This is a genomic window from Micromonospora sp. NPDC049139 (genome assembly GCF_055586845.1).
Map to the genome: position 1 here is coordinate 34,423 of NZ_JBVJHK010000026.1, position 18,945 is coordinate 53,367.

Genomic DNA, 18,945 nt, shown 5'->3' on the forward strand with positions numbered 1-18,945 from the left:
ACGCCGGCCTCAGTGGCGGCCCGGGCGACTGCCGGGGTCGTGCGGATCCGGACGCTGCCCCGTGTCGGTCGTCAGCCATCAGTGTCCCGGTCGCGGTCCCTTCCCTCGCGGCCCTCTCACGCTACTGACGGAACAGCCATGTCATAGCCTCCAGGCTCTTGCTCACGTATGCGTTCTGCCCGGTGTCGACTCCGTACATCATGTCCTCGAACAGGGTGCATCGGGCGTAGAAGACCGCCCGGTCGTGCAGGCCCGTGCGGTCGGGCCCAGGTGCGTCGTACCTGGCTAGGGCGAGGTCGAGTGCGTGTGGGCCAAGGTCGCGACAGATCAGGCCGAAGTCGTAGGCAGGGTCGGCGATGGCGGCGTCACTCCAGTCGATGATGCCGGTGACCTCACCGTTGTCGGGGTCGACGAGGACATGTTCGATGCCGAGATCATTGTGGGTGAACACCGAAGTGTGTGGTTCTGGCGGCGGGGTGGACTGGAAGAAGGCGTCGACGGCTGGCCGATGTCGAGGTGGGATGTGCCCGGCAACAACTGAGTAGAACTCCTCGGCCTCGCGGTGCCACTCGGTCAGCGGCGTGTCGTCGATGTCGACCAACCCGGCCACGCGGTCGGCGGGGATGGCGTGAAGGGCGCGGAGAAGTTCACCCAGGGCGGTCGCGACCGACGGGATCAGCGCCGCGCGCGATGCCTCACGAATCGACAGGAGTGGGCGGCCGCGCAGTTTGGGGTACGCCAGAACACCGGTTTCGGCCGCCGCGAGCAGTGGTTGGGGCACCGGCAGAGGTGATGCGGGTGCGACCACCTGTAGTAGCTGACATTCACGGATCGCGCGGGCGGTGCGCTCGTCAGAGTCGGGGTCTTTGGAGATCCGGACCACGAGGTTGTCGTTCACCTCGTACGAAATGTTGTCCAGGCCTGCCCCGAGCGGGACCACCGACGTGACATGAATGTCGGGCAGGTGGGCGGACACCGTTCGCAGTGCGGTTTGTTGATCGTCCCACTCGGATACGGCTGGGCCGGCTTGCCCGGGCATGGAGCCTCCAGGGTGTGATGCGATGACTGACGTCGGGGATGAAAGGCTGAGGTGGTCTTGGATGTCTCCGCGTGTGCAACGGTGGCCGGTGGACGATCTATGCGCGACACCGTTGGCGTCGGCGTGGCAGGAAACCCACCACAGCGAGGCCGACAATCACGGTGACCACGCCGGCGGCCAACCAGCCGGGTGACCCACCCGTGACGGGTTGACAGTCGGCGACGCACAGGATCGGCCTTATCCGGATCAGGTCGGTCCCCTGCAGCATCCATAACAGGCCAAGCAGGACGAGGGTCATTCCGGCGACCACCCTCGCGGTCCTACGCCATCTCACAGCCACGCCCCTTCCGGTTGGGTGAGGGATGGGATGCGCCAGGGGCGTCCCGCAGTCGGTGTCGCTGTCGCAAGGCCGGCAACCGGCGCGAGTTGCCGGCCCGGTGCCACCGGTCGGGATGGGGGATGGCAGTGGTGAAGCGCTGGGTGGGCACCGCCTCGGAGGTGCCGACGAGGTGGGGCTGAGGCATGCTGCTCCGTTCGGCTAGGCTCAAGTAATCAAGCAACCTTAGAAGGCGAGATTATAAGGTGCCCGAAGGATCCACAAGTGACAAGCCGTTCCTCCCGCAGCTCATCGGTCAGGCGTTCAACCTGATCCTCGACCAACTTCACCACCACCTCGTCGAGACCGGACACGGCGACCTGCGACCCACCCACTACCTCAACGTGTTCCGGTTCATCGACTGTGACGGCACCCGGCCCACCATCCTGGCCAGGCGAGCCGGGATGACCCCTCAGGCGATGAGCGAACTCGTGGGTTACCTGGAACAACGCGACTACGTGCGGCGTGTCCCTGACCCCACCGACGGCCGCGGTCGCGTCGTCGTCTACGCCGACCGCGGCACCCGGGCCGCCGAGGTCGCCACGAGATTCTTCGCGGACCTGGAGGCCCGCTGGGGCGCCGTGGTCGGACACGACCGCCTCCAGGACGTGACGTCCGCACTCGCTCAGATCCTCGACGCCTCTCCTCGCGGAGCCGACACGTCGAGAGCCTCCGCACCATGACACCGTCGCCCCGACACTCGCCGACCAGCGGGAAGCCCCAGCTTCCACCACGACACGAGGACGGCTGGCGCCAGCGACGTGCAGCCCAGCCGTTACGGCTCGGCGCGGTCAGCCGGCCGGCGGGATCTTCCAGACCTCGTTGAAGGCGATGCTGTCGAAGAACGCCGTCCCGTCGGCCACCTTGCCGTCGCGGAAGGTCAGGAACCAGGCGACGGTGCTGTCGTGGGTGGTACCGGCGACGGTGACGCCGGTGCCGTCGAACACGGCGATGACGGTGTTCGCGTCCGGGTCCTCGTAGAGCGCCCGCACGCGCACCGGCCGGTACGGGCTCTCCGGCCTGAATCGCGCGTCGAACGGCCGCAGCGCCTGGGTGACGAAGTCGTCGACGCCGTGGTACGTGCGCGACACCGCCGAGTTGCCCACGATCTCCCACCGCACGTCGGGAGCGAGGATGTCGGAGATGGCGCCGGTGCCGGCGGACCAGTTCGCGAGGGCGCGGGAGACGATGTCCCGGTTCGTCGCCATGAGGCGGACCGCCCTTCTCCTGTCGCGCGGGCGCCGCAGCCGGGCCCGCTCGGCGGCTCGATCGTTCGTGCCGTCAGGTGTTCGGGCTCACTGTATCGACGGTCAGGTCGACCGAGGCCAGGTCGGCGGATCGCGGAAGTCGTACGGCTGCGGCCCGCTATGGTTGCGGCCGCGACGACTGCTGCGAGCACGCACCCCCGCCGGGAGGGGCCGCCGGCGCCGGTCGTCGGGCGGCTGCGGCGGCGAGATCCAGGTGACCATCACCACCGAGATGATCATGAGGAGGAACCACGACGCGAGCTTCTCCGGCGAGACCGGGTGCCAACCGCTCATCTGGCTCGGGTAGAGCCAGGCCTGCGACCAGGTGGCGATGTTCTCCGCGAGCCAGATGAAGAGGGCGACGAGGAGGAAGGCCAGCAGGAGCGGCATGCGCAAGCGGAACCGGAACACGCGGAACTGCATGACACAGCGCCCGAACACCAGCGCGACGACGGCGATGAGCACCCATCGCACGTCCAGGACGTAGTGGTTGCTGAAGAAGTTGGCATAGATCGCGGCGGCCACGACAGCCGTCACCCAGCGTTTCGGGTAACGCGCGAAACGCAGGTCGAACAGCCGGTTGACCCGGACCATGTAGGAGCCGACGGCGGCGTACATGAAGCCGCTGAAGAGGGGCACCCCGGCGAGTCGCAGGACCCCGTCGGGCGCGTAGGACCACGAGCCGATGTGGGTCTTGAACAGCTCCATGGCCGTGCCGACGAGGTGGAACAGGACCACCACTCGCAGTTCGCGCAGGGTTTCCAGGCGTCCGGCCACCATCCCGATCTGGACGGCGACCGCGGTGAGAGTCAGGAAGTCGTTGCGGGCGAGTGCCGCGTCTGCCGGGTACCAGAGGTGCGCCGCGAGGATGACCGCCAGCATCGCCGCACCGAACACGCACGCCCAGGCCTGTTTGAGCCCGAAGACCGCGAACTCGGCCAGCCAGCAGATCGGCCCACGCTCAGGCAGCCGTGCCAGGACCGCGCGGAAGCGGGCATCGATCGCGCGTTCGGCCGTGGTCAGGCCGGCTGGTCCGGACGGGGTACGCATCACCGCGACGCTATCGGCCGGCCCAGCCCGAGCCGGCGCCGGTGGGCGGTGCGCGCCTGCTCGTCATGCGGCAAGCGGGACGCGAAGCGACGAACCCCGTGTCTCAGTCCTCGTCCGCGGCCAGCACCGCGACCAGGACGCCACCGCCAGCGGCGATGACGAGGGCGTCCATGACGTGCCGGCTCACCGGGTTCCATGCTTCCAGATCGGTGTTGGTCCACCAGCGGGTGCCGTGACCCAGCAGACTGATCGTCTTCTGGAACACGTCTCGAGCCTGCCCGATCGGGTAGCGGCCCCGTGTGCGGTAGGCGAGCGTGCGTGCGGTCATCCCCACCAGCACGGCCGACGCGGCGTCCTGGTCCACCTCGCCCATGCGTGCCGACAACTCCGCGGCATCCTGTGGCGCCTGCGACGCCGTGCCGTACGGGCTGCCGGAGCCGATGACGGCAGCCTCGGTCAGGAACGCGAACGCCGCCGGGAACGGATCTTCGGCGTCGCTGGACCGGACGAGGGTCCAGAGGCGTCCGTTGCCGTACGGCCCCGGCAGCCCGGCCAGCAACCGCCGGAGCCGTACCAGTCGCTCAGCGGAGTCCACCGCAGGTCACCCCGTCTGCTCAGCCGGCCGGAACTCGTGCACCACCTTCGGGACCGACGAGGTGCCGGATTGGCTGCCCTCGGCCGGTCGGCGGGGCGGAGATCCGTTGACCGGGCTCGAACCGGCGTCCTGCCGGACCCTAGCCGGCTGCTCTACCGCTGAGCTACAGCGGATCTCCGCACGTCCCGATCGGCTGGGCTCGAACCAGCGTCCACCCGGTTAAGAGCCGGGCGCTCTACCACTGAGCTACGACGGGCCGCCGACGATGTTCTCCGATCACTGCGGGCCCTGTCCACCGCGTTCCGGCAACGCGCTGGTCACGACGCCGGCGGGTACCTGGTGCTGTGCCCGGCCGGCCTTGGCCGGCTTGCCGGAGAACACGCCGTCGGAGCGCAGCACGGATGCCCAGACCGGGTCGGCGATCGACACGCCGTGCACCAGTTCCGGCGTCGGCCGGAACACGCCGGTGTCGCCCACCGACCGCGGCCCCACCCAGCCTGATCTGGCGGGGTCGACACCGGCGTCCGCGCACGCCGCTTCCACGTCCCGGCGGGTGCAGGCTGCCGCCCCGTCGAGGACGTCCCAGGGCAGCGGCAGCCGCGTCCACACGCCCACGTCGGGGTGCAGTCCGCCGCCGGTGGAGCGGTGCCACGCGGCGAGGTCAGCGGCGATCAGCATCATCGCCTTGCCAGGGCAGGACACGTCCAGCAAGCCGGTGCTGCCCGACGCGTCCAGCGTGTTGATCCAGGCCGCTCGGGCGGTGTTGTAGGCGCCGCACAGCAGATTCCACGTGGACGAGTCGTTGCCCCGACGGACGATCATGGTGGCGCGGTCGAACTCGCTGGCCGCCCACACCCGCTTGAGTAGACCCGCGACCTGCCGCATCGTCGCCCACCACCGGCCCAGCAGCTCACCCCGCCGCGCCTCGGACAGTCGCGCGAGCACCTCCGGGCTCGGCCAGACCTGCGCGACCATCCACCAGTCGGTGCCCGGACTGTCGACGCAGCGGCGGAACAGCAGGTCGGCGATCTCGTCGTAGGGGTTCTCCCGGCCGGACAGGGTGAACTCCCGCCGTAGCTTGCGCTTTGCCGTGAGGTAGGCGACGAAGCATCCCGCCCAGGGGTCGGCGACGAACGCGCCCCGGTCGATGTCCGCCGCGAACCCGGCCCGCGCGATCATCGTCAGCTGCCGCTTACTCCACTCCGTCTCCAGTCGCCCCGCTTTCGCCGCCACCCGCTGGGTCACCCGGAAACGCCGGTTGTACTGCCGCTTCGAGATCTCGATCCCCGCCGCGGCCCGCGCCTCCCGGTTCAGCCGGTCCCGCAGGAAGTCCAACCGCCGCGCGTCGACGGCGCCGAGGGACTCGCTGAGCTGGACGCTGAAGTCCAGCAGCGAGGCCGGATCGTCCGCGTCGACATCGACACCAGGCAGCTCGAACAGCCGCAGCGCCGCGTCGACCTGTCGTCCGCCGCCAACGGGACGGGCGAAGTCGGTCGACATCGAACTCCAGCCGTTCCACCGGGACGCGGCCCGGGCCACCCGGCCCAACACCGTCCGCTCGCGTAGTCCCAGCTGGCCGCCGACAGCTTGCCACACCAGAAGCGCGACCTCCTCCGGCCGGCGCCGCTCGTCGAGCGACGCGTGCAGCGCGGTCAGCGCTTCGTCAGCGGACACCTCAACAGACATGACCGCGATCCTGACAGCGGCCGACACGTGCGGCAATCGCATTCGTACGACCGCCGAGCGCGGCGGAATCGGGGTGTCCCCGACCCGGCCGGTCCACTACGCTGCCGTGCATGACCAGCGCGACCGCTCAGTGCACCGGAACGTCGTATGACGTCCAGGTCGGTGCGCAGCGACGCCGGCGATCCGTCGCCCGCCCGCGCTGACCTGTTCCCGGCGACCGGCGGATCGAGCCGCCGGCCATCGCCGATCGTCCTCGGTCTGCCCGCATCTCCCCGTCCAACGGCCCGCATGACAGCGCGGGTCCGAGCGAGATCGGCGTACCCATGGATCTTGAAAGGCTGCTCTCCGACCGGCTGGCACCGGCGTTCGCGACCGTGGCCGGCACCCCGGTCGACCCGACGGTGCGGCGTTCGCCGCGCGCGGACTTCCAGTCCGACGCGGCGCTGGCGCTGGCCCGGCGGCTCGGCCGCTCGCCGCGCGACCTCGCCGCCGAGGTGCTGGAGCACGCGGCGCTCGACGACGTCTGCGCGTCGGCGGAGGTCTCCGGGCCGGGCTTCCTCAACCTGACCGTGGCCGACCGGACGCTGGCCGACCTGGTTTCCCGGCTGGCCGGCGACGACCGGCTCGGCGTGCCGCCGGCGGCGGTGCCGGAGACCGTGGTGGTCGACTACTCGGCGCCGAACGTGGCCAAGGAGATGCACGTCGGACACCTGCGCTCCACCGTCATCGGCGACGCGGCGGTACGGCTGCTGGACTGGCTCGGGCACCGCGTGGTGCGGGTCAACCACCTGGGCGACTGGGGCACGCCGTTCGGGATGCTGATCGAGCACCTGACCGACCTCGGCGAGGTCGAGGCGGCGCACGGGTTGTCGGTGGGTGACCTGGACTCGTTCTACAAGGCGGCCCGGGCGAAGTTCGACGCCGACGAGGCGTTCCGCGAACGGTCCCGGCGGCGGGTGGTCGCGTTGCAGGGCGGTGACGAGTCGACCCGACGTCTGTGGCGGCTGCTGGTGGAGCAGTCGGAGCGGTACTTCCTGTCCGTGTACGACCTGCTCGACGTGACGCTGACGGGGAGCGACTTCCGGGGCGAGAGCGCGTACAACGAGCTGCTCGCCGACGTCGTCGACGACCTGGACCGGCTGGGGCTGCTGGTGCCCAGTGGCGGGGCGGACTGCGCCTTCCCGCCCGGGTTCACCGGCCGAAGCGGTGAGCCACTGCCACTGATCGTGTGCAAGAGCGACGGCGGCTACGGCTACCCGGCCACCGACCTGGCCGCGCTGCGGCAGCGCACCGGGGAGCTGGCCGCGACCCGGTTGCTGTACGTGGTCGGGCTGCCCCAGCAGCAGCACTTCGCGATGGTCTTCGCCGTCGCCGGGGCGGCCGGTTGGCTGCGCCCGCCCGCCCGGGCCGAGCATCTCGGCTTCGGCTCGATCCTCGGCGCCGACGGGCGGATGCTGCGCAGCCGGACGGGCGAGTCGGTGAAGTTGGTCGGCCTGCTCGAAGAGGCGGTGGCCCGCGCCACCGACCTGGCCCGGGCCAAGAACCCCGACCTGGACGCCGCGGCCGCCGCCGAGATCGGCCGGGCCGTCGGCATCGGCGCGATCAAGTACGCCGACCTCTCCACCGACCGCGCGCGGGACTACGTCCTGGACTGGGAGCGGATGCTGTCGCTCGACGGCAACACCGCGCCCTACCTTCAGTACGCGTACTCCCGCATCCGGTCGGTGTTCCGGCGGGCCGGGACGGCCCCGCGGCCCGGCGCGCCCGTCGTGCTCGCCGAGCCGTCGGAGCGGGCGTTGGCGATCGAGCTGCTCGGCTTCGCCGGGGTCGTCGGCAAGGTGGAGCGGAGCCTGGAGTTCCACCACCTCGCCGGCCACCTGCACCGGCTCGCGACCACGTTCAGCGCGTTCTACGAACGCTGCCCGGTGTTGCGCGCCCCCGACGAACTGCGGCAGAGCCGGCTGCTGTTGGCCGACCTGACCGCCCGGACCCTGCGGCAGGGGCTGCACCTGCTCGGCATCCGAACCCTCGAACGGATGTGATCCCACGGCGTGGTCACCGACCAGCAGGCAGGTAGCGGGGGAGCGGGCGGCCACCGTAGGTTATGGGCTCCGGACAGTGAGGGGTGTGGATGCGGACCATCGACTGGCGGGACGGTCTGATCATCGCGATCGACCAGACCCGGCTGCCGCACGAGGTCAAGTTCCTGGAGATCGGGACCGTCGAGGAGTTGATCGCGGCGATCCGGTCGCTGGCGATCCGGGGCGCACCCGCGATCGGTGTCGCCGGGGCGCTCGGCGTGGCCCTCGCCGCCCGGCTGTATCCGGACGACCCGGCGGAGTTGCGGCGGGCCGTCGACGCGATCCGGGCCGCCCGCCCCACCGCCGTGAACCTCGCCTGGGGCGTCGACCGGGTACACGTCCGGCTCGAGGCCGAGGGCGCGGAGGCCGCCCTCGCCGAGGCCCTGACGGTGCTGGAGGAGGACGTCCGCTGCTGCCGTGCGCTCAGCGAGCGGGGTGCCCGCTGGCTCGTCGAGACGGTGGGGCCGCAGGTGGCGGTGCAAACCCACTGCAACGCCGGGGCCCTGGCCACCGTCGAGTGGGGCACCGCGCTGGGCGTGGTCCGTTCCCTCCAGGAGCACGGGGCGCTGGCCCACGTGTACGCCTCGGAGACCCGCCCGTTGCTGCAGGGCGCGCGGCTGACCGTGTGGGAGTTGGCCCAGATCGGCGCGCCGCACACCCTGGTGGTGGACTCGGCCGCCGCGTCGGTGCTGGCCCAGGGCCTGGTCGACGCGGTCGTGGTCGGCGCGGACCGGATCACCGCCAACGGCGACGTGATCAACAAGGTGGGCACCTACCCGCTGGCCCTGGCGGCGGCCCGCGCCGGGGTGCCGATGGTGGTCGCCGCCCCGGAGTCGACCGTCGACCTGGCCACCCCGACCGGCCGGGACGTCCACATCGAGGTACGCGCCCCCGAGGAGATCACCGCTCTCGGTGCGGCGGACCTGGCCCCGAAGGGCACCGGTACCCTCAACTACGCCTTCGACGTGACCCCGGCGGACCTGGTCACCGCCATCGTCACCGAGCGTCGGGTCATCCTGCCGGCTGCCGGCGGCCGCCCCGACGACCCCACCGCCCGGGCCTGACCAACCCCGACCTCTCCTGCGAGGAGCCGCCCCCCATGCTCGACCGCTGGTCCGCCGCCGACGCCCCGGACGCCTCCGATCCGATCGCGCGACTCGTGTACGCGTCCCGGCTGCTCGGTGCCGACACCGACCTGGTGCTGCACGGCGGGGGGAACACCTCGGTCAAGACGACGGTCACCGACCTCACCGGGGAGCCGGTGGAGGTGCTCCACGTCAAGGGCAGCGGCTCCGACCTGGCGACCATGGACGCGTCCGGCTTCACCGCGCTGCGGCTGGACCGGCTGCGGGCGCTGCTGCGGCTGGAGCGGCTCGCCGACAGCGACATGATGAACGAGCTGCGCTGCGCCCGCCTCGACGCGACCGCGCCGGACCCGAGCGTCGAGACGCTGCTGCACGCGCTGCTGCCGTACCCGGCTGTGCTGCACAGCCACGCCGACGCGCTGCTCGCCCTGACCAACCAGCCGAAGGGTGACCGGCTGGTTGAGGAGGTCTACGGCGACCGCGTCGTCGTGGTCCCGTACGTCATGCCCGGTTTCGACCTGGCCCGGCTCTGCGCGGAGCTGTACCCGGCGCGCGCCCACGCCGGCACGGTCGGCGTGGTCCTGCTCAACCACGGGCTGTTCACCTTCGGCGCGGACGCCGAGGAGGCGTACCGCCGGCACATCGAGCTGGTCACCCTGGCGGAGGAACGGATGGCCCTGCCGCGGCCCCGGGTCGCGCCCGCCAAGCCCCGTCCGGTCGACCGGCTGCGCCTGGCCCGGCTGCGTCACGAGGTCTCCACCGCGGCGGGCGCCCCGATGCTGCTCAGCCGCTACGAGGACCCGGCCGTGCGGGCGTTCCTCGACCGGCCCGACCTGGCGGCGGTCGCCACCCGCGGCCCGGTCACCCCGGACCACGTGCTGCGCACCAAGCGGATCCCGCTCGTCGGCACCGACGTGGCCGGGTACGCCGACGACTACCGCCGGTACGTCGAGCAGAACCGCTCCCGGGCCCGGACGGCGCTGACCACGCTCGACCCCGCGCCCCGGGTGATCCTCGATCCGGAGTTGGGGATGCTCACCGCCGGCCGCCGGGCGGCCGAGGCCATGATGGCCCGGGACATCTACCGGCACACCGTCGACGTGATCGAGGCGGCCGAGGCCGTCGGCGGCTACCAGGCCCTGTCGGCGCAGGACATCTTCGACCTCGAGTACTGGGAGCTGGAGCAGGCGAAGCTGCGGCGGGGCGGCCCGGTGCCGGAGTTCGCCGGCGAGGTGGCCGTGGTGACCGGGGCGGCCTCGGGCATCGGCCGGGCCTGCGCCGAGGCGCTCCTGGCCCGGGGGGCCTGCGTGGTGGCCCTGGACCGGGACCCGTCGGTCGCCGCGTCGGACGGCCCGGCCCGGCTCGGCCTGACCGTCGACGTCACCGACTCCGCAGCCGTCGACGCCGCCCTCGACACGGCGGTGGACCGGTTCGGCGGAGTCGACATCGTCGTCGCGGCCGCCGGGATCTTCCCGGCCAGCCGGGAGATCGCCGGGCTGGACCCGGCCGACTGGCAGCGCACGATGGCGGTGAACGCGGAGTCGGTCGCGTACCTGTTCTCCCGGACCCACCCGCTGCTGGCGCTCGCGCCCCGGGGCGGGCGGGTCGTCGTGGTCGCCTCGCGCAACGCCCTGGCCCCCGGGCCCGGCGCCGTCGCCTACTCCGCATCGAAGGCGGCGGTGACGCAGGTGGCCCGGGTGGCGGCGCTGGAGTGGGCGACCGACGGCATCCGGGTGAACGTGCTGCATCCCGACGCGGTCTTCGACACCGGGCTGTGGAGTGCGGAGTTGCTGGAGGCTCGGGCCCGGCGCTACGGGCTGACCGTGGCGGAGTACACGCGCCGGAACCTGCTCCGTACGGAGATCACCAGCGCCCGGGTCGGCGACCTGGCCGCCACGCTCTGCGGGGAGACGTTCGCGGCCACCACGGGCGCGCAGATCACCGTGGACGGGGGGAACGAGCGGGTGATCTGAGGCGCTGACGCCTCGGCCCCGCAGCGGCATCAGGTCCGCTCGGCATCATCCGTTCGGGTTACCGGGGGTCGGCTGTTCGGTGGCGGCGATGGTCAACCTTATGGCAGACTCCCAGCGGGTTGTTTGACACGTATGTGTCACGCGGCGAGGGGATTGAGAGGTGCGGGCGCCAGCCGGTGTAGGACGGCCGGAGCCCGCACCTCTCTTCACCGGTTGGGCGTAGCCGGAGGGGTCGAGCCCTGTTCGGGCTCGCCGTACCGCTGGTGGGGTTCAACGCCCCGGGCGGATTCGCCGACGCGAGCAGGCCCGCCTCGACCGGCCCGGGGACGTCGCCGTGGCGGCGGGTGCCGTCCGTTCGCGTGTCGGAGCGCGTCGATGCGTTCACTGTTGGCACAATCGGCGTGGTCGGGAAGAGCAGTCCCCGGAGGTGCGTATGGTGCGGGTTCGCGGCCGATTTGCCCGGACGATGCTGCGGGGGGCGCTGGTGGTCGGTGGCGTCCTCGGAGCCTGGGGTATGGCCGAGGCGACAGCGGAAGAGCCTGCCTACGCTGCCGGACCGCCTCGCCTGTGTGCGTTGGGCGACCTGCTTGACAGCGCCGGAGCCATCGCGGACGGTTCGCTGTCCTGCACTGCCTCGTCGGCCGCCGACCGTGGATCCCCGGCCATCGTCGCTGTGGGCGTCGGCCCGGCGGCGCGGGGGAAGGCGCCGGTGGGCGCGATCCCGTCCGACGGAGTGGACTCAGTCACCGAGGTGGCCGAACCGGTGACGCGTCGGGTCGTGGGCGATGCCCCGCCCGCCGTGCGGGAGGCCGCCGGGGCCGGCCCGCTCGAGCCGGTCGGCGCGGTCGTTCGTCCGGTGGTCGAGCCGGTCGGCGCGGTCGTTCGTCCGGTGGTCGAGCCGGTCGTCGAGGCCCTGGCGCCCGCCCTGGCGCCGGTGCTCGAGCTGACCCAGCCGATCGTCGGCCCACCCGTCGCGCCCCGGCCCCCGGCCGGCGATCCGGCGGATGTCGTGCCTGCGCCGGCCGAAGACGTGCCGGCCGTCACGGCACCCGCCACTGATGAGGGCCCGATGCCCGTGCGGCCGATGATTCCCAGCGTCATGCCACACATCCCGAGCAGCGCGGCAACCACGTCACCCGCGACGGGGGAGTCGACGCCCGCCGGTGCGCCGGGCGTCGGCGCAACCGAGGCGAGCCACCCGATCCGGCAGTCCTCGCCGGCCCACGTTCCCGGTGTCACGCCGGCCGCGTCTGGCAGCTCGGCGGGCAACAGCTCCGCCGGCGGGTGGACCGGCACCGCCGTCGGCACCGCGCTGGGTTCGTGGGCCCCAGAACCCGAGTCCCAGGGCTGGTGCGCCAGCCGCGGCGAGGAACTCGCGGACCGGCCGCGCCAGCCCGATACCCGACCCGCCTGAGCCCTTGCGCCCGGCCCCGGACGCATCGTCGCCGTCACCACCGGAAGTCATCGGAGGCGGAAAGACCCAACGGACGGCGTACGGGTAGCGGTTCGCCATGTCGGCAACCCGCTTCGGGCAGTGGTGGTCGCTGTCGCGATGACGAGCCGTACCGCTGGCGGCGTCGGCATCACCACGATCGCCTGGACGGTCCGCTGACGGGTCGTCGCTGTGGCCACCGGACTCGGGGGCGGGCGAACGACCAGATGCCGTGTCCGCACGACGAGGGGCGTGGGCCCGCGTCCGGGCGGGGGAGCGATGCCCTGCATCGACCCGGCGCCTTCCGTCGTACTGATCAAGCCGCCTGGACTCCCGGCACCGTTGTCGGCCGGCGCGGGCCGGGCCTGATCGAACAAGTCCATCTGCCCTGCGGCTGCTCCGTCTGTCGACCAGCCGTACCCGTGAAGAGGAGAAGTCATGAAGGAAACCCTGCCGCTCGGACGTGCCCGGTGGTGCGACATCGGCGAGGTTGTCCACCTCGTCGCCGCTGCCCTCGCCACCAGCGCCATCGGGGCATGGCTCGTACCCGACGAGTGCCGTCGACACGACGTGCTCCGCGCCGTCACCCGGATCTGGACCGAGCACGCGCTCCTCTTCGGCGAGGCCTACCTCCTCGACGACCACTCCGCCGCCGCGGTCTGGTTCCACCGGTACGGCCGGATCCCGCCACCGACCGGATACGGTGAACGGCTCGCCGTCGCCTGCGGCGACCACCTCGATCGTTTCCTCTGCCTCGACGGCGTCCTGGCCGCCCATCGGCCCACCGGCCCCCACAACCACCTGGCGTTCTTCGCTGCCACGCCGGACCGGCGAGGCGTCAACCGCGCCGGCGCCCTGCTCACCACGAGCCACGCCCGGATGGACCACGCCCTGCTGCCCGCCTACACCGAGGCAACCACCCTCACCGAACGTGACCTCTACACCCGGCACGGCTACGTCGCCCACGAGCCCTTCACGCTCCCCGACGGGAGCACCGCCTACCCGATGTGGCGCAGCCCAGGAGCGGGCGGGACGCCGGCGCAGCTCACCCGACGCGAATCTGTCGGCGGCTGACCTCTTCCCGTCACCGCCGTGCCTGTCTGCCTTCCGCTTGCGAACACCGTCAGAAGGGATCACTCCGGTGTCGAAACCAGCTACGACACGGCCGCAGCGAAGCGGTGCCGGTCATTCGCCCCGCCGTGGCGCTGGCGGGGAGTCGGTCGTCGACGCCCCGCAAGGCTCAGGCCGGCGTGGCGCACCGCATCGTCGTGGAGGCTGAGGTGCCGGCAGACCGGGTTTCTCCTCCGCGCCGCCTGAACGGCCTCCCGATCCGGGTGATCCTCGACGCCTCGGCGATCCTCGCGTTCGCCGAGGAGTCGATCGACGTGGGCGAGGTGATTGCCGAGGTGGCCGACGAGGGGTGCATGTTCGGGCTGCCGGTGGCGTGCCTTGCCGAGGCGTTTCGGCTGGCCGACGCGGACCGCCTCGACATGGTCGTCAACCATCCGGCCGCCGCGGTGCTGACGGTCGACCCCCTCAACTGGCGGGCGTGCGCCATGGCGCACCTCATGCTGGGGCGCTTCGACGCCGCGAGCGCTCTGCTCGCCGCCGTCGACAACGAGTGCCACCTGCTCACCGGACAGCCCGACCGGTATGCGCCTCTCGCCGACGGGGGGCCGATCATCCCGCTCCAGGTCGGAAGGCGGCCAACTGGTTGGCAGCACGGCTCGCCCGACTGGAGCGAGTGCCAGGTGCCGTTTCTCGAAGGGTCGTGACGCCCGATGACGTAGCCGAAGGCGCCCGTGCGACCGTCACGAACGGGCGCTGTTCGGCACGCGCGTGATGTCGTGCAGCAACACGGCGAGTGCGACGCCGTCGACGGCGGCGGCCGCGTACAGCGCGCACGCCAGGGCCAGGAGGACGCGCCGGCGGCGACACCGCGTGCGGCGGTGCGCAGTCCATGTGTGCCGCGCGCGGACCGGACCTGAAGCAGGGCGACCAGCACGGTGTGCGGCCCCGGGGCGGCTGGCTCACCGCCCCGGGGCGGCCATGCTTCCAGCGCGGCGGTCGCCGAGCCCTACGCCGGAGCGGTGGTGTCGCACCGCAGGCGGGCGACGTGGTCGACCAGGGCGGCCCGCAGACCGTCGTGGTCCCGGAGGTCAGCCCCGAAGACCTCCCGGACGTCCAGGAGGGAGCTGACCAGGCGGTGCGGATCGCTGCCGCCGGCCACCACCGCGGCGCACAGCCGGTCGGCCAACGGGTCCTCCAACGGCACCGCCCTGTCGCGGACGTCGGCGACGTACGTCATCCACGCGGCGATCGCCAGCGCGGCATGGTGGGGCACCACACCGGCGGCGAGGCGGTCCCGAACGGTGCCCACCAGCCGGACCGGCAGCTTCTGGGACCCGTCCATCGCCACCTGGGCGGTGCGGTGCCGCAGCGCCGGGTTGGCGAAGCGGGTGAGGACCTCGCGTCGGTAGCGGTCCAGATCCAGTCCCCGCGGGACGCGCAGCGTGGGAGCGACGTCCTCGGCCATCAGCGCGTCGGCGGTCGCGGCGAGGTCGTCGTCGGCGAGCGCCTGCGCGATCGTCTCGTGTCGGCGCAGCGCGCCCAGATAGGCGAGCAGGGAGTGGGTGCCGTTGAGCATGCGCAGCTTGACGGCCTCCCAGGCGGCGACGTCATCGGTGAGCACCGCTCCGGCCAGTTCCCAGGCCGGTCGGTCGGCCGCGAAGTCGTCCTCGATCACCCACTGCCGGAAGGGCTCGGCGACCACGAGGCCCTCGTCGCGCAGACCCAGGATCGCCGCGGCCTCGGCACGGTCCCGGGGGGTGGTGGCCGGGACGATCCGGTCGACCACGCAGGACGGAAAACGTGCCGCCCCGGCGATCCAGTCGGCGAGCACGTCGCCCTCGGCCGACGGCAGCGCGGCCAGGAAGTCGTGCACCAGGTGGCGCAGGACCCTGCCGTTGCCGACCAGGTTGTCGCAGGACAGGATCGTGACCGGACCGGCGTCGAGTGCCTGCCGTCGTCGCAGCCCGCGGACGAGTTGACCGACCACGGTGCGGGGCGGGCGGCCCCGCAGGTCGGCGACGACCTCCGGATCCGTCAGGTCCAACCGGCCGTCGCCGCCTCGCCGGTAGCCCTTCTCGGTGACCGTGAGGGTGATCAGCCGGACGGCGGGATCGGCGAGGCGGTCGACGACCGCCGCCGGATCGTGCGGCCCGGCGAGGACCTCCCGGACACTGCCGACCACCCGCAGGGGCGCGGCTGCCGGCCCGCGCTCCAGCACGGAGTAGAGGCCGTCCTGCGCCGTCAACTGGTCGCGTACGGCCGTGGAGCGTTGCGTCACCGCGGTGATACCCCAGTCGTCGCGGCCGGCGGCGGCCGCGGCCAGTTCGGTGAAGGCCGCCTGGTGTGCCCGGTGGAAGGCACCGATGCCGAGGTGCACCATGCCGACCCGCACCGCGCGCGGATCCACCGCCGGCCCGATCCAGCCACCGCACCCCCGCGGTGCGGCCGCGAGGCTGCCCAGCGAGAGCCGTGGCCCCGACCCTTCCGTGGCGCTCACGACAGCCAGCGGTCGAGGTGCTCGGCGACGAAGTCGTCGTCGCGCAGTTGCGGGTACGCCCGCCACACCCGGTCGATCTCCGCGAGCTGACCCGGGCTGAGCGATTCGCGCTCGTCCAGGCACCACAGCCCGGCGAGCAGCCCCTGCCGGCGCAGCACCTCGTGGATGCCGGAGAGGCAGCCGTGGAACCTGCCGGCGACGTCGAAGATGGCGGCATTGGCGTCGGTGAGGGCGAGTTCGGTGGCGAACGCCTCGCGCAGCGCGTCCGGGTCGCCGGCCTTCGCCCGCCGGGCGGTCCGGTGCAGGTGCACCGCGCGCTGCGTCCACACCGACCACTGACCGAGCAGCCCACCGACGAACTCGATTTCCCGGGAGCCGTCGACGGGGTAGCGCGAGAGCAGGTCGCCGACGATGTGGTCGTCGTTGCCGGTGTAGAGGGCGATGTCGGTGCTGCGCCCCGACGCGGCCACGCCGAGGATGACGTCGAGCGACGCGTACCGGTCGAACGGGGCGACCTTGATGCCGATGACCGACGGCAGGTCCGCCAGGCTGGTCCAGAACGACCGGGACAGAACCCGGCCGCCGACGGCCGGTTGCAGGTAGAACCCGATCACCGGCAGCACCTCGCCCACCGCCGCCGCCCGCTGGACCAGCTCGTCCTCGGTGAGGTCGCCGGCGCCGTACGGGGCGAGCAGGATCGCGTGGTAGCCGAGTTCGGCGGCCAGCTCCGCCTCGGCGACGGCGTGTCGGGTCGGCCCGCAGGCGCCGGCGACGAGGATGGTGTCGGGGGTCTCGTACTCGGCGGCGGTGGTGGCGGCCAGTTCGAGGACGGGCCGGAGCAGGCCGTGGCGGGGCTCGTGGATGGCGAACTGGGTGGTGTGTACGGCGACGGCGACGCCGCCGGCACCGGCCTCCAGGTAGTAGCGGGTGAGGGCGCGTTGGCGGCGCTCGTCGAGTTTGAGGTGGGCGTCCAGCGCCAGGGGATGCGCGGGAATCACCGTGCCGGTACGGAAGAGTGTCAGCGGGTCGGTCGTCCTGGCCTGCACCGTCGTGGTCATCGGCACCTTCCATTCCGCGTCTGGGATCGAGTGGGTCCTGCCCGGCACGCTGCTGCTGCCTTCGTCCGTGGGTCAGGGAATCGTGAGGCGGCCGGAGCGGCTCGTGGGATCCCAGGCCCCGAAGGCGTCGAGCAGGGTGCGGGCCATGGCCCGGTGACCGTGCTGGCCGGGGTGGCACCCCATGGCGTACCAGTGCTCGGGCGCCGGCCGGTCGGTGTCGGTCCACACGGCGTAGTGGTCGACCAGGGGCGCCGCGGTGTCGGTGGCGACGGCCCGGATCGCGTCGACGTAGCGGGGGAGGTGCTCGACGACGTGCTCGGGAGCCGTCGGCAGGGTGTCGTTCGGGGTCTGGGCCACGACCAGGCTGTCCGCCCCGGTGCGGAGCCGCTCGACGACCGACCGGTAGGTGGACGAGAACGCGGCCAGGCCGGCCTCGCCGTGCTTCGTGTCGTTGAGTCCGATGCCCACCACCACGACGTCCGGCCGGAAGCGCAGGGCGAGCCGGTCGAGACGCTCGTCGAGGTCGGTGACGGTGTAGCCGCTCACGGCGGTGTTGACGAACGCGTCCGCGGTCCGACCCAGCTCGCGCAGGCGTTCGGTGAACAGCTCGGGGTACGACCGGGCGCCGTAGGTGTGCCAGGTCCCGGCGGTCACGCTGTCGCCGATGAACGTCCAGGTCAGCGGCGTCTGCCGGGCGATGACGGCGGTCAGTGCGGGGTGCGGGTCCACGTTTCGCTCCTTCGGTCAGTGGATGCGTACCGGTTTCCCGGCCCGACCCGACTGGTAGACCGCCTCGATGAAGGCCACGGCCGCCCGCGCCTGGGCGGCGGTGACCAGCGGCGGGCCACCGGTGCGGGCCGCGGTGACGAAATCGGTGAGCTGGGCCAGCTGCTGGTCGGTCGGTACGCCGTCCGGGCCGGGTGGTTGCCCGCCGTGCCTCGAGGTGTAGTGGGTGAGTTGTTCCGCCTCCACCACCACCGACCCGCCGTCACCGAAGACCGCGTAGCGGATCGGGACGCTGTCGTAGGCGGCGGTGGTCGCCAGGAAGGTCAGCAGCGCGCCGCTGCGCAGCCGGGCGGTGATGGTGACGGTGTCCTCGACCTCGATGCGTTCGTGGGCGAGCAGGTCGGTGTACGCGAACACCTCGTCGACCTCGCCCAGCAGCCACAGCGCCAGGTCCACCAGGTGCACGCCCTGGTTCATCAGGGCGCCGCCGCCGTCGAGGGCCCAGGTGCCACGCCAGTCGCCGGCGTCGTAGTACTCCTGACTGCGCCAGAGCGCGACCTCGAAGGTGGCGGACGTGATCCGCCCCAGGTGACCGTCGCGGATGGCGCGGAAGACGAACTGGTTCGCCTCGGCGAACCGACGTTGGCTCACGACGCTCAGGGTCCGGCCCGACCGCTTCTCCGCGTCGAGGATCTGATCCGCGGCCTCGACCGTCACGTCGATCGGCTTCTCCAGCAGCACGTGCTTGCCCGCTTCGAGCGCGGCGACCGTGACGGCCGCGTGCAGGCCGCTCGGGATCGCCACGATCACGGCGTCGACGTCCGGGCGGGCGAGCAGCTCCGGCACCGACCGGGTGGCGTCGACGCCGAACTCGGTTGCGACGGCGTCGGCGTGTCCGGTGTTCTCGTCGGCGACCGCGACCAGCGTCGCGTCGGCGGCGCCGCTGACCAGGCGCTGGACGTGGGCCCTGCCGATGACGCCGACCCCGATGACGCCGACGCGGAGCGGACCGTGGGGTGGGGGCATGTT

General features: G+C 72.2%; 16 protein-coding genes and 2 tRNA genes. 7 read left to right on the plus strand and 11 right to left on the minus strand.

Features of this window, described 5'->3' with window-relative positions; translation table 11 throughout:
• Positions 1-121: 121 nt before the first annotated feature.
• Positions 122-976 carry a phosphotransferase family protein gene (locus ACZ6Q9_RS30375; RefSeq protein WP_393269122.1) on the minus strand — a complete coding sequence of 285 codons (855 nt, stop codon included), beginning with the start codon at positions 974-976 and terminating at the stop codon, positions 122-124.
• Positions 977-1,621: 645 nt separating this feature from the next.
• On the opposite strand from ACZ6Q9_RS30375, the gene ACZ6Q9_RS30380 reads away from it, so the two are divergent.
• Positions 1,622-2,098 (plus strand): MarR family winged helix-turn-helix transcriptional regulator, encoded by a 477-nt coding sequence (locus ACZ6Q9_RS30380; RefSeq protein ID WP_393269125.1) that lies wholly within the window; start codon positions 1,622-1,624, stop codon positions 2,096-2,098.
• 108 nt (positions 2,099-2,206) lie between these two features.
• On the opposite strand, the gene ACZ6Q9_RS30385 is transcribed toward ACZ6Q9_RS30380, so the two are convergent.
• The 6 genes from ACZ6Q9_RS30385 to ACZ6Q9_RS30410 all read right to left on the minus strand — a co-directional run bounded on the left by ACZ6Q9_RS30385 (position 2,207) and on the right by ACZ6Q9_RS30410 (position 5,993).
• On the minus strand, positions 2,207-2,623 hold the full coding sequence (locus tag ACZ6Q9_RS30385) for a nuclear transport factor 2 family protein (protein ID WP_393269128.1): 417 nt from the start codon (positions 2,621-2,623) through the stop codon (positions 2,207-2,209).
• 102 nt (positions 2,624-2,725) lie between these two features.
• Positions 2,726-3,712 (minus strand): DUF817 domain-containing protein, encoded by a 987-nt coding sequence (locus ACZ6Q9_RS30390; RefSeq protein WP_393459188.1) that lies wholly within the window; start codon positions 3,710-3,712, stop codon positions 2,726-2,728.
• Between the two features lie 103 nt (positions 3,713-3,815).
• Positions 3,816-4,307 (minus strand): hypothetical protein, encoded by a 492-nt coding sequence (locus ACZ6Q9_RS30395; protein WP_396830511.1) that lies wholly within the window; start codon positions 4,305-4,307, stop codon positions 3,816-3,818.
• A gap of 101 nt (positions 4,308-4,408) precedes the next feature.
• Positions 4,409-4,480 (minus strand) — tRNA-Pro (locus ACZ6Q9_RS30400).
• 10 nt (positions 4,481-4,490) lie between these two features.
• Positions 4,491-4,563 (minus strand) — tRNA-Lys (locus ACZ6Q9_RS30405).
• Between the two features lie 20 nt (positions 4,564-4,583).
• Positions 4,584-5,993, minus strand: coding sequence for a hypothetical protein (locus tag ACZ6Q9_RS30410; RefSeq protein ID WP_396830512.1), 1,410 nt, complete (start codon positions 5,991-5,993; stop codon positions 4,584-4,586).
• Between the two features lie 323 nt (positions 5,994-6,316).
• Between ACZ6Q9_RS30410 and argS the strand changes: the two genes are divergently transcribed.
• The 6 genes from argS to ACZ6Q9_RS30440 all read left to right on the plus strand — a co-directional run bounded on the left by argS (position 6,317) and on the right by ACZ6Q9_RS30440 (position 14,339).
• Entirely contained in the window at positions 6,317-8,035 is a 1,719-nt protein-coding gene (gene argS, locus ACZ6Q9_RS30415; protein ID WP_396830514.1) for an arginine--tRNA ligase, read from the plus strand.
• Positions 8,036-8,124: 89 nt separating this feature from the next.
• Positions 8,125-9,138, plus strand: coding sequence for an S-methyl-5-thioribose-1-phosphate isomerase (mtnA, locus tag ACZ6Q9_RS30420; RefSeq protein WP_396830515.1), 1,014 nt, complete (start codon positions 8,125-8,127; stop codon positions 9,136-9,138).
• Between the two features lie 35 nt (positions 9,139-9,173).
• Positions 9,174-11,132, plus strand: coding sequence for a bifunctional aldolase/short-chain dehydrogenase (locus tag ACZ6Q9_RS30425; protein WP_396830517.1), 1,959 nt, complete (start codon positions 9,174-9,176; stop codon positions 11,130-11,132).
• A 514-nt stretch (positions 11,133-11,646) separates the two neighbouring features.
• Positions 11,647-12,546, plus strand: a complete 900-nt coding sequence (locus tag ACZ6Q9_RS30430; protein WP_396830519.1) for a hypothetical protein — start codon at positions 11,647-11,649, stop codon at positions 12,544-12,546.
• Positions 12,547-13,002: 456 nt separating this feature from the next.
• On the plus strand, positions 13,003-13,638 hold the full coding sequence (locus ACZ6Q9_RS30435) for a hypothetical protein (protein WP_393269148.1): 636 nt from the start codon (positions 13,003-13,005) through the stop codon (positions 13,636-13,638).
• Between the two features lie 176 nt (positions 13,639-13,814).
• Positions 13,815-14,339: a hypothetical protein gene (locus tag ACZ6Q9_RS30440; RefSeq protein ID WP_396830521.1), complete on the plus strand. Its 525-nt coding sequence runs from the start codon at positions 13,815-13,817 to the stop codon at positions 14,337-14,339.
• Between the two features lie 302 nt (positions 14,340-14,641).
• Here ACZ6Q9_RS30440 and ACZ6Q9_RS30445 read toward each other — a convergent pair whose 3' ends face one another.
• From ACZ6Q9_RS30445 to ACZ6Q9_RS30460, 4 genes are all read right to left on the minus strand, one after another.
• Positions 14,642-16,132 (minus strand): mannitol dehydrogenase family protein, encoded by a 1,491-nt coding sequence (locus ACZ6Q9_RS30445; RefSeq protein WP_396830522.1) that lies wholly within the window; start codon positions 16,130-16,132, stop codon positions 14,642-14,644.
• Positions 16,129-17,190, minus strand: a complete 1,062-nt coding sequence (locus ACZ6Q9_RS30450) for a dihydrodipicolinate synthase family protein (protein ID WP_393459158.1) — start codon at positions 17,188-17,190, stop codon at positions 16,129-16,131. Before ACZ6Q9_RS30450 ends, ACZ6Q9_RS30445 begins: the two co-directional genes overlap by 4 nt.
• 72 nt (positions 17,191-17,262) lie before the next feature.
• Complete coding sequence (locus ACZ6Q9_RS30455; protein ID WP_393269160.1) at positions 17,263-17,919, minus strand: SGNH/GDSL hydrolase family protein; 657 nt, start codon at positions 17,917-17,919, stop codon at positions 17,263-17,265.
• Positions 17,920-17,934: 15 nt separating this feature from the next.
• A complete protein-coding gene (locus ACZ6Q9_RS30460; protein WP_396830524.1) occupies positions 17,935-18,942 on the minus strand; it encodes a Gfo/Idh/MocA family protein in 1,008 nt (335 codons plus the stop codon).
• Between the last annotated feature and the right edge of the window lie 3 nt (positions 18,943-18,945).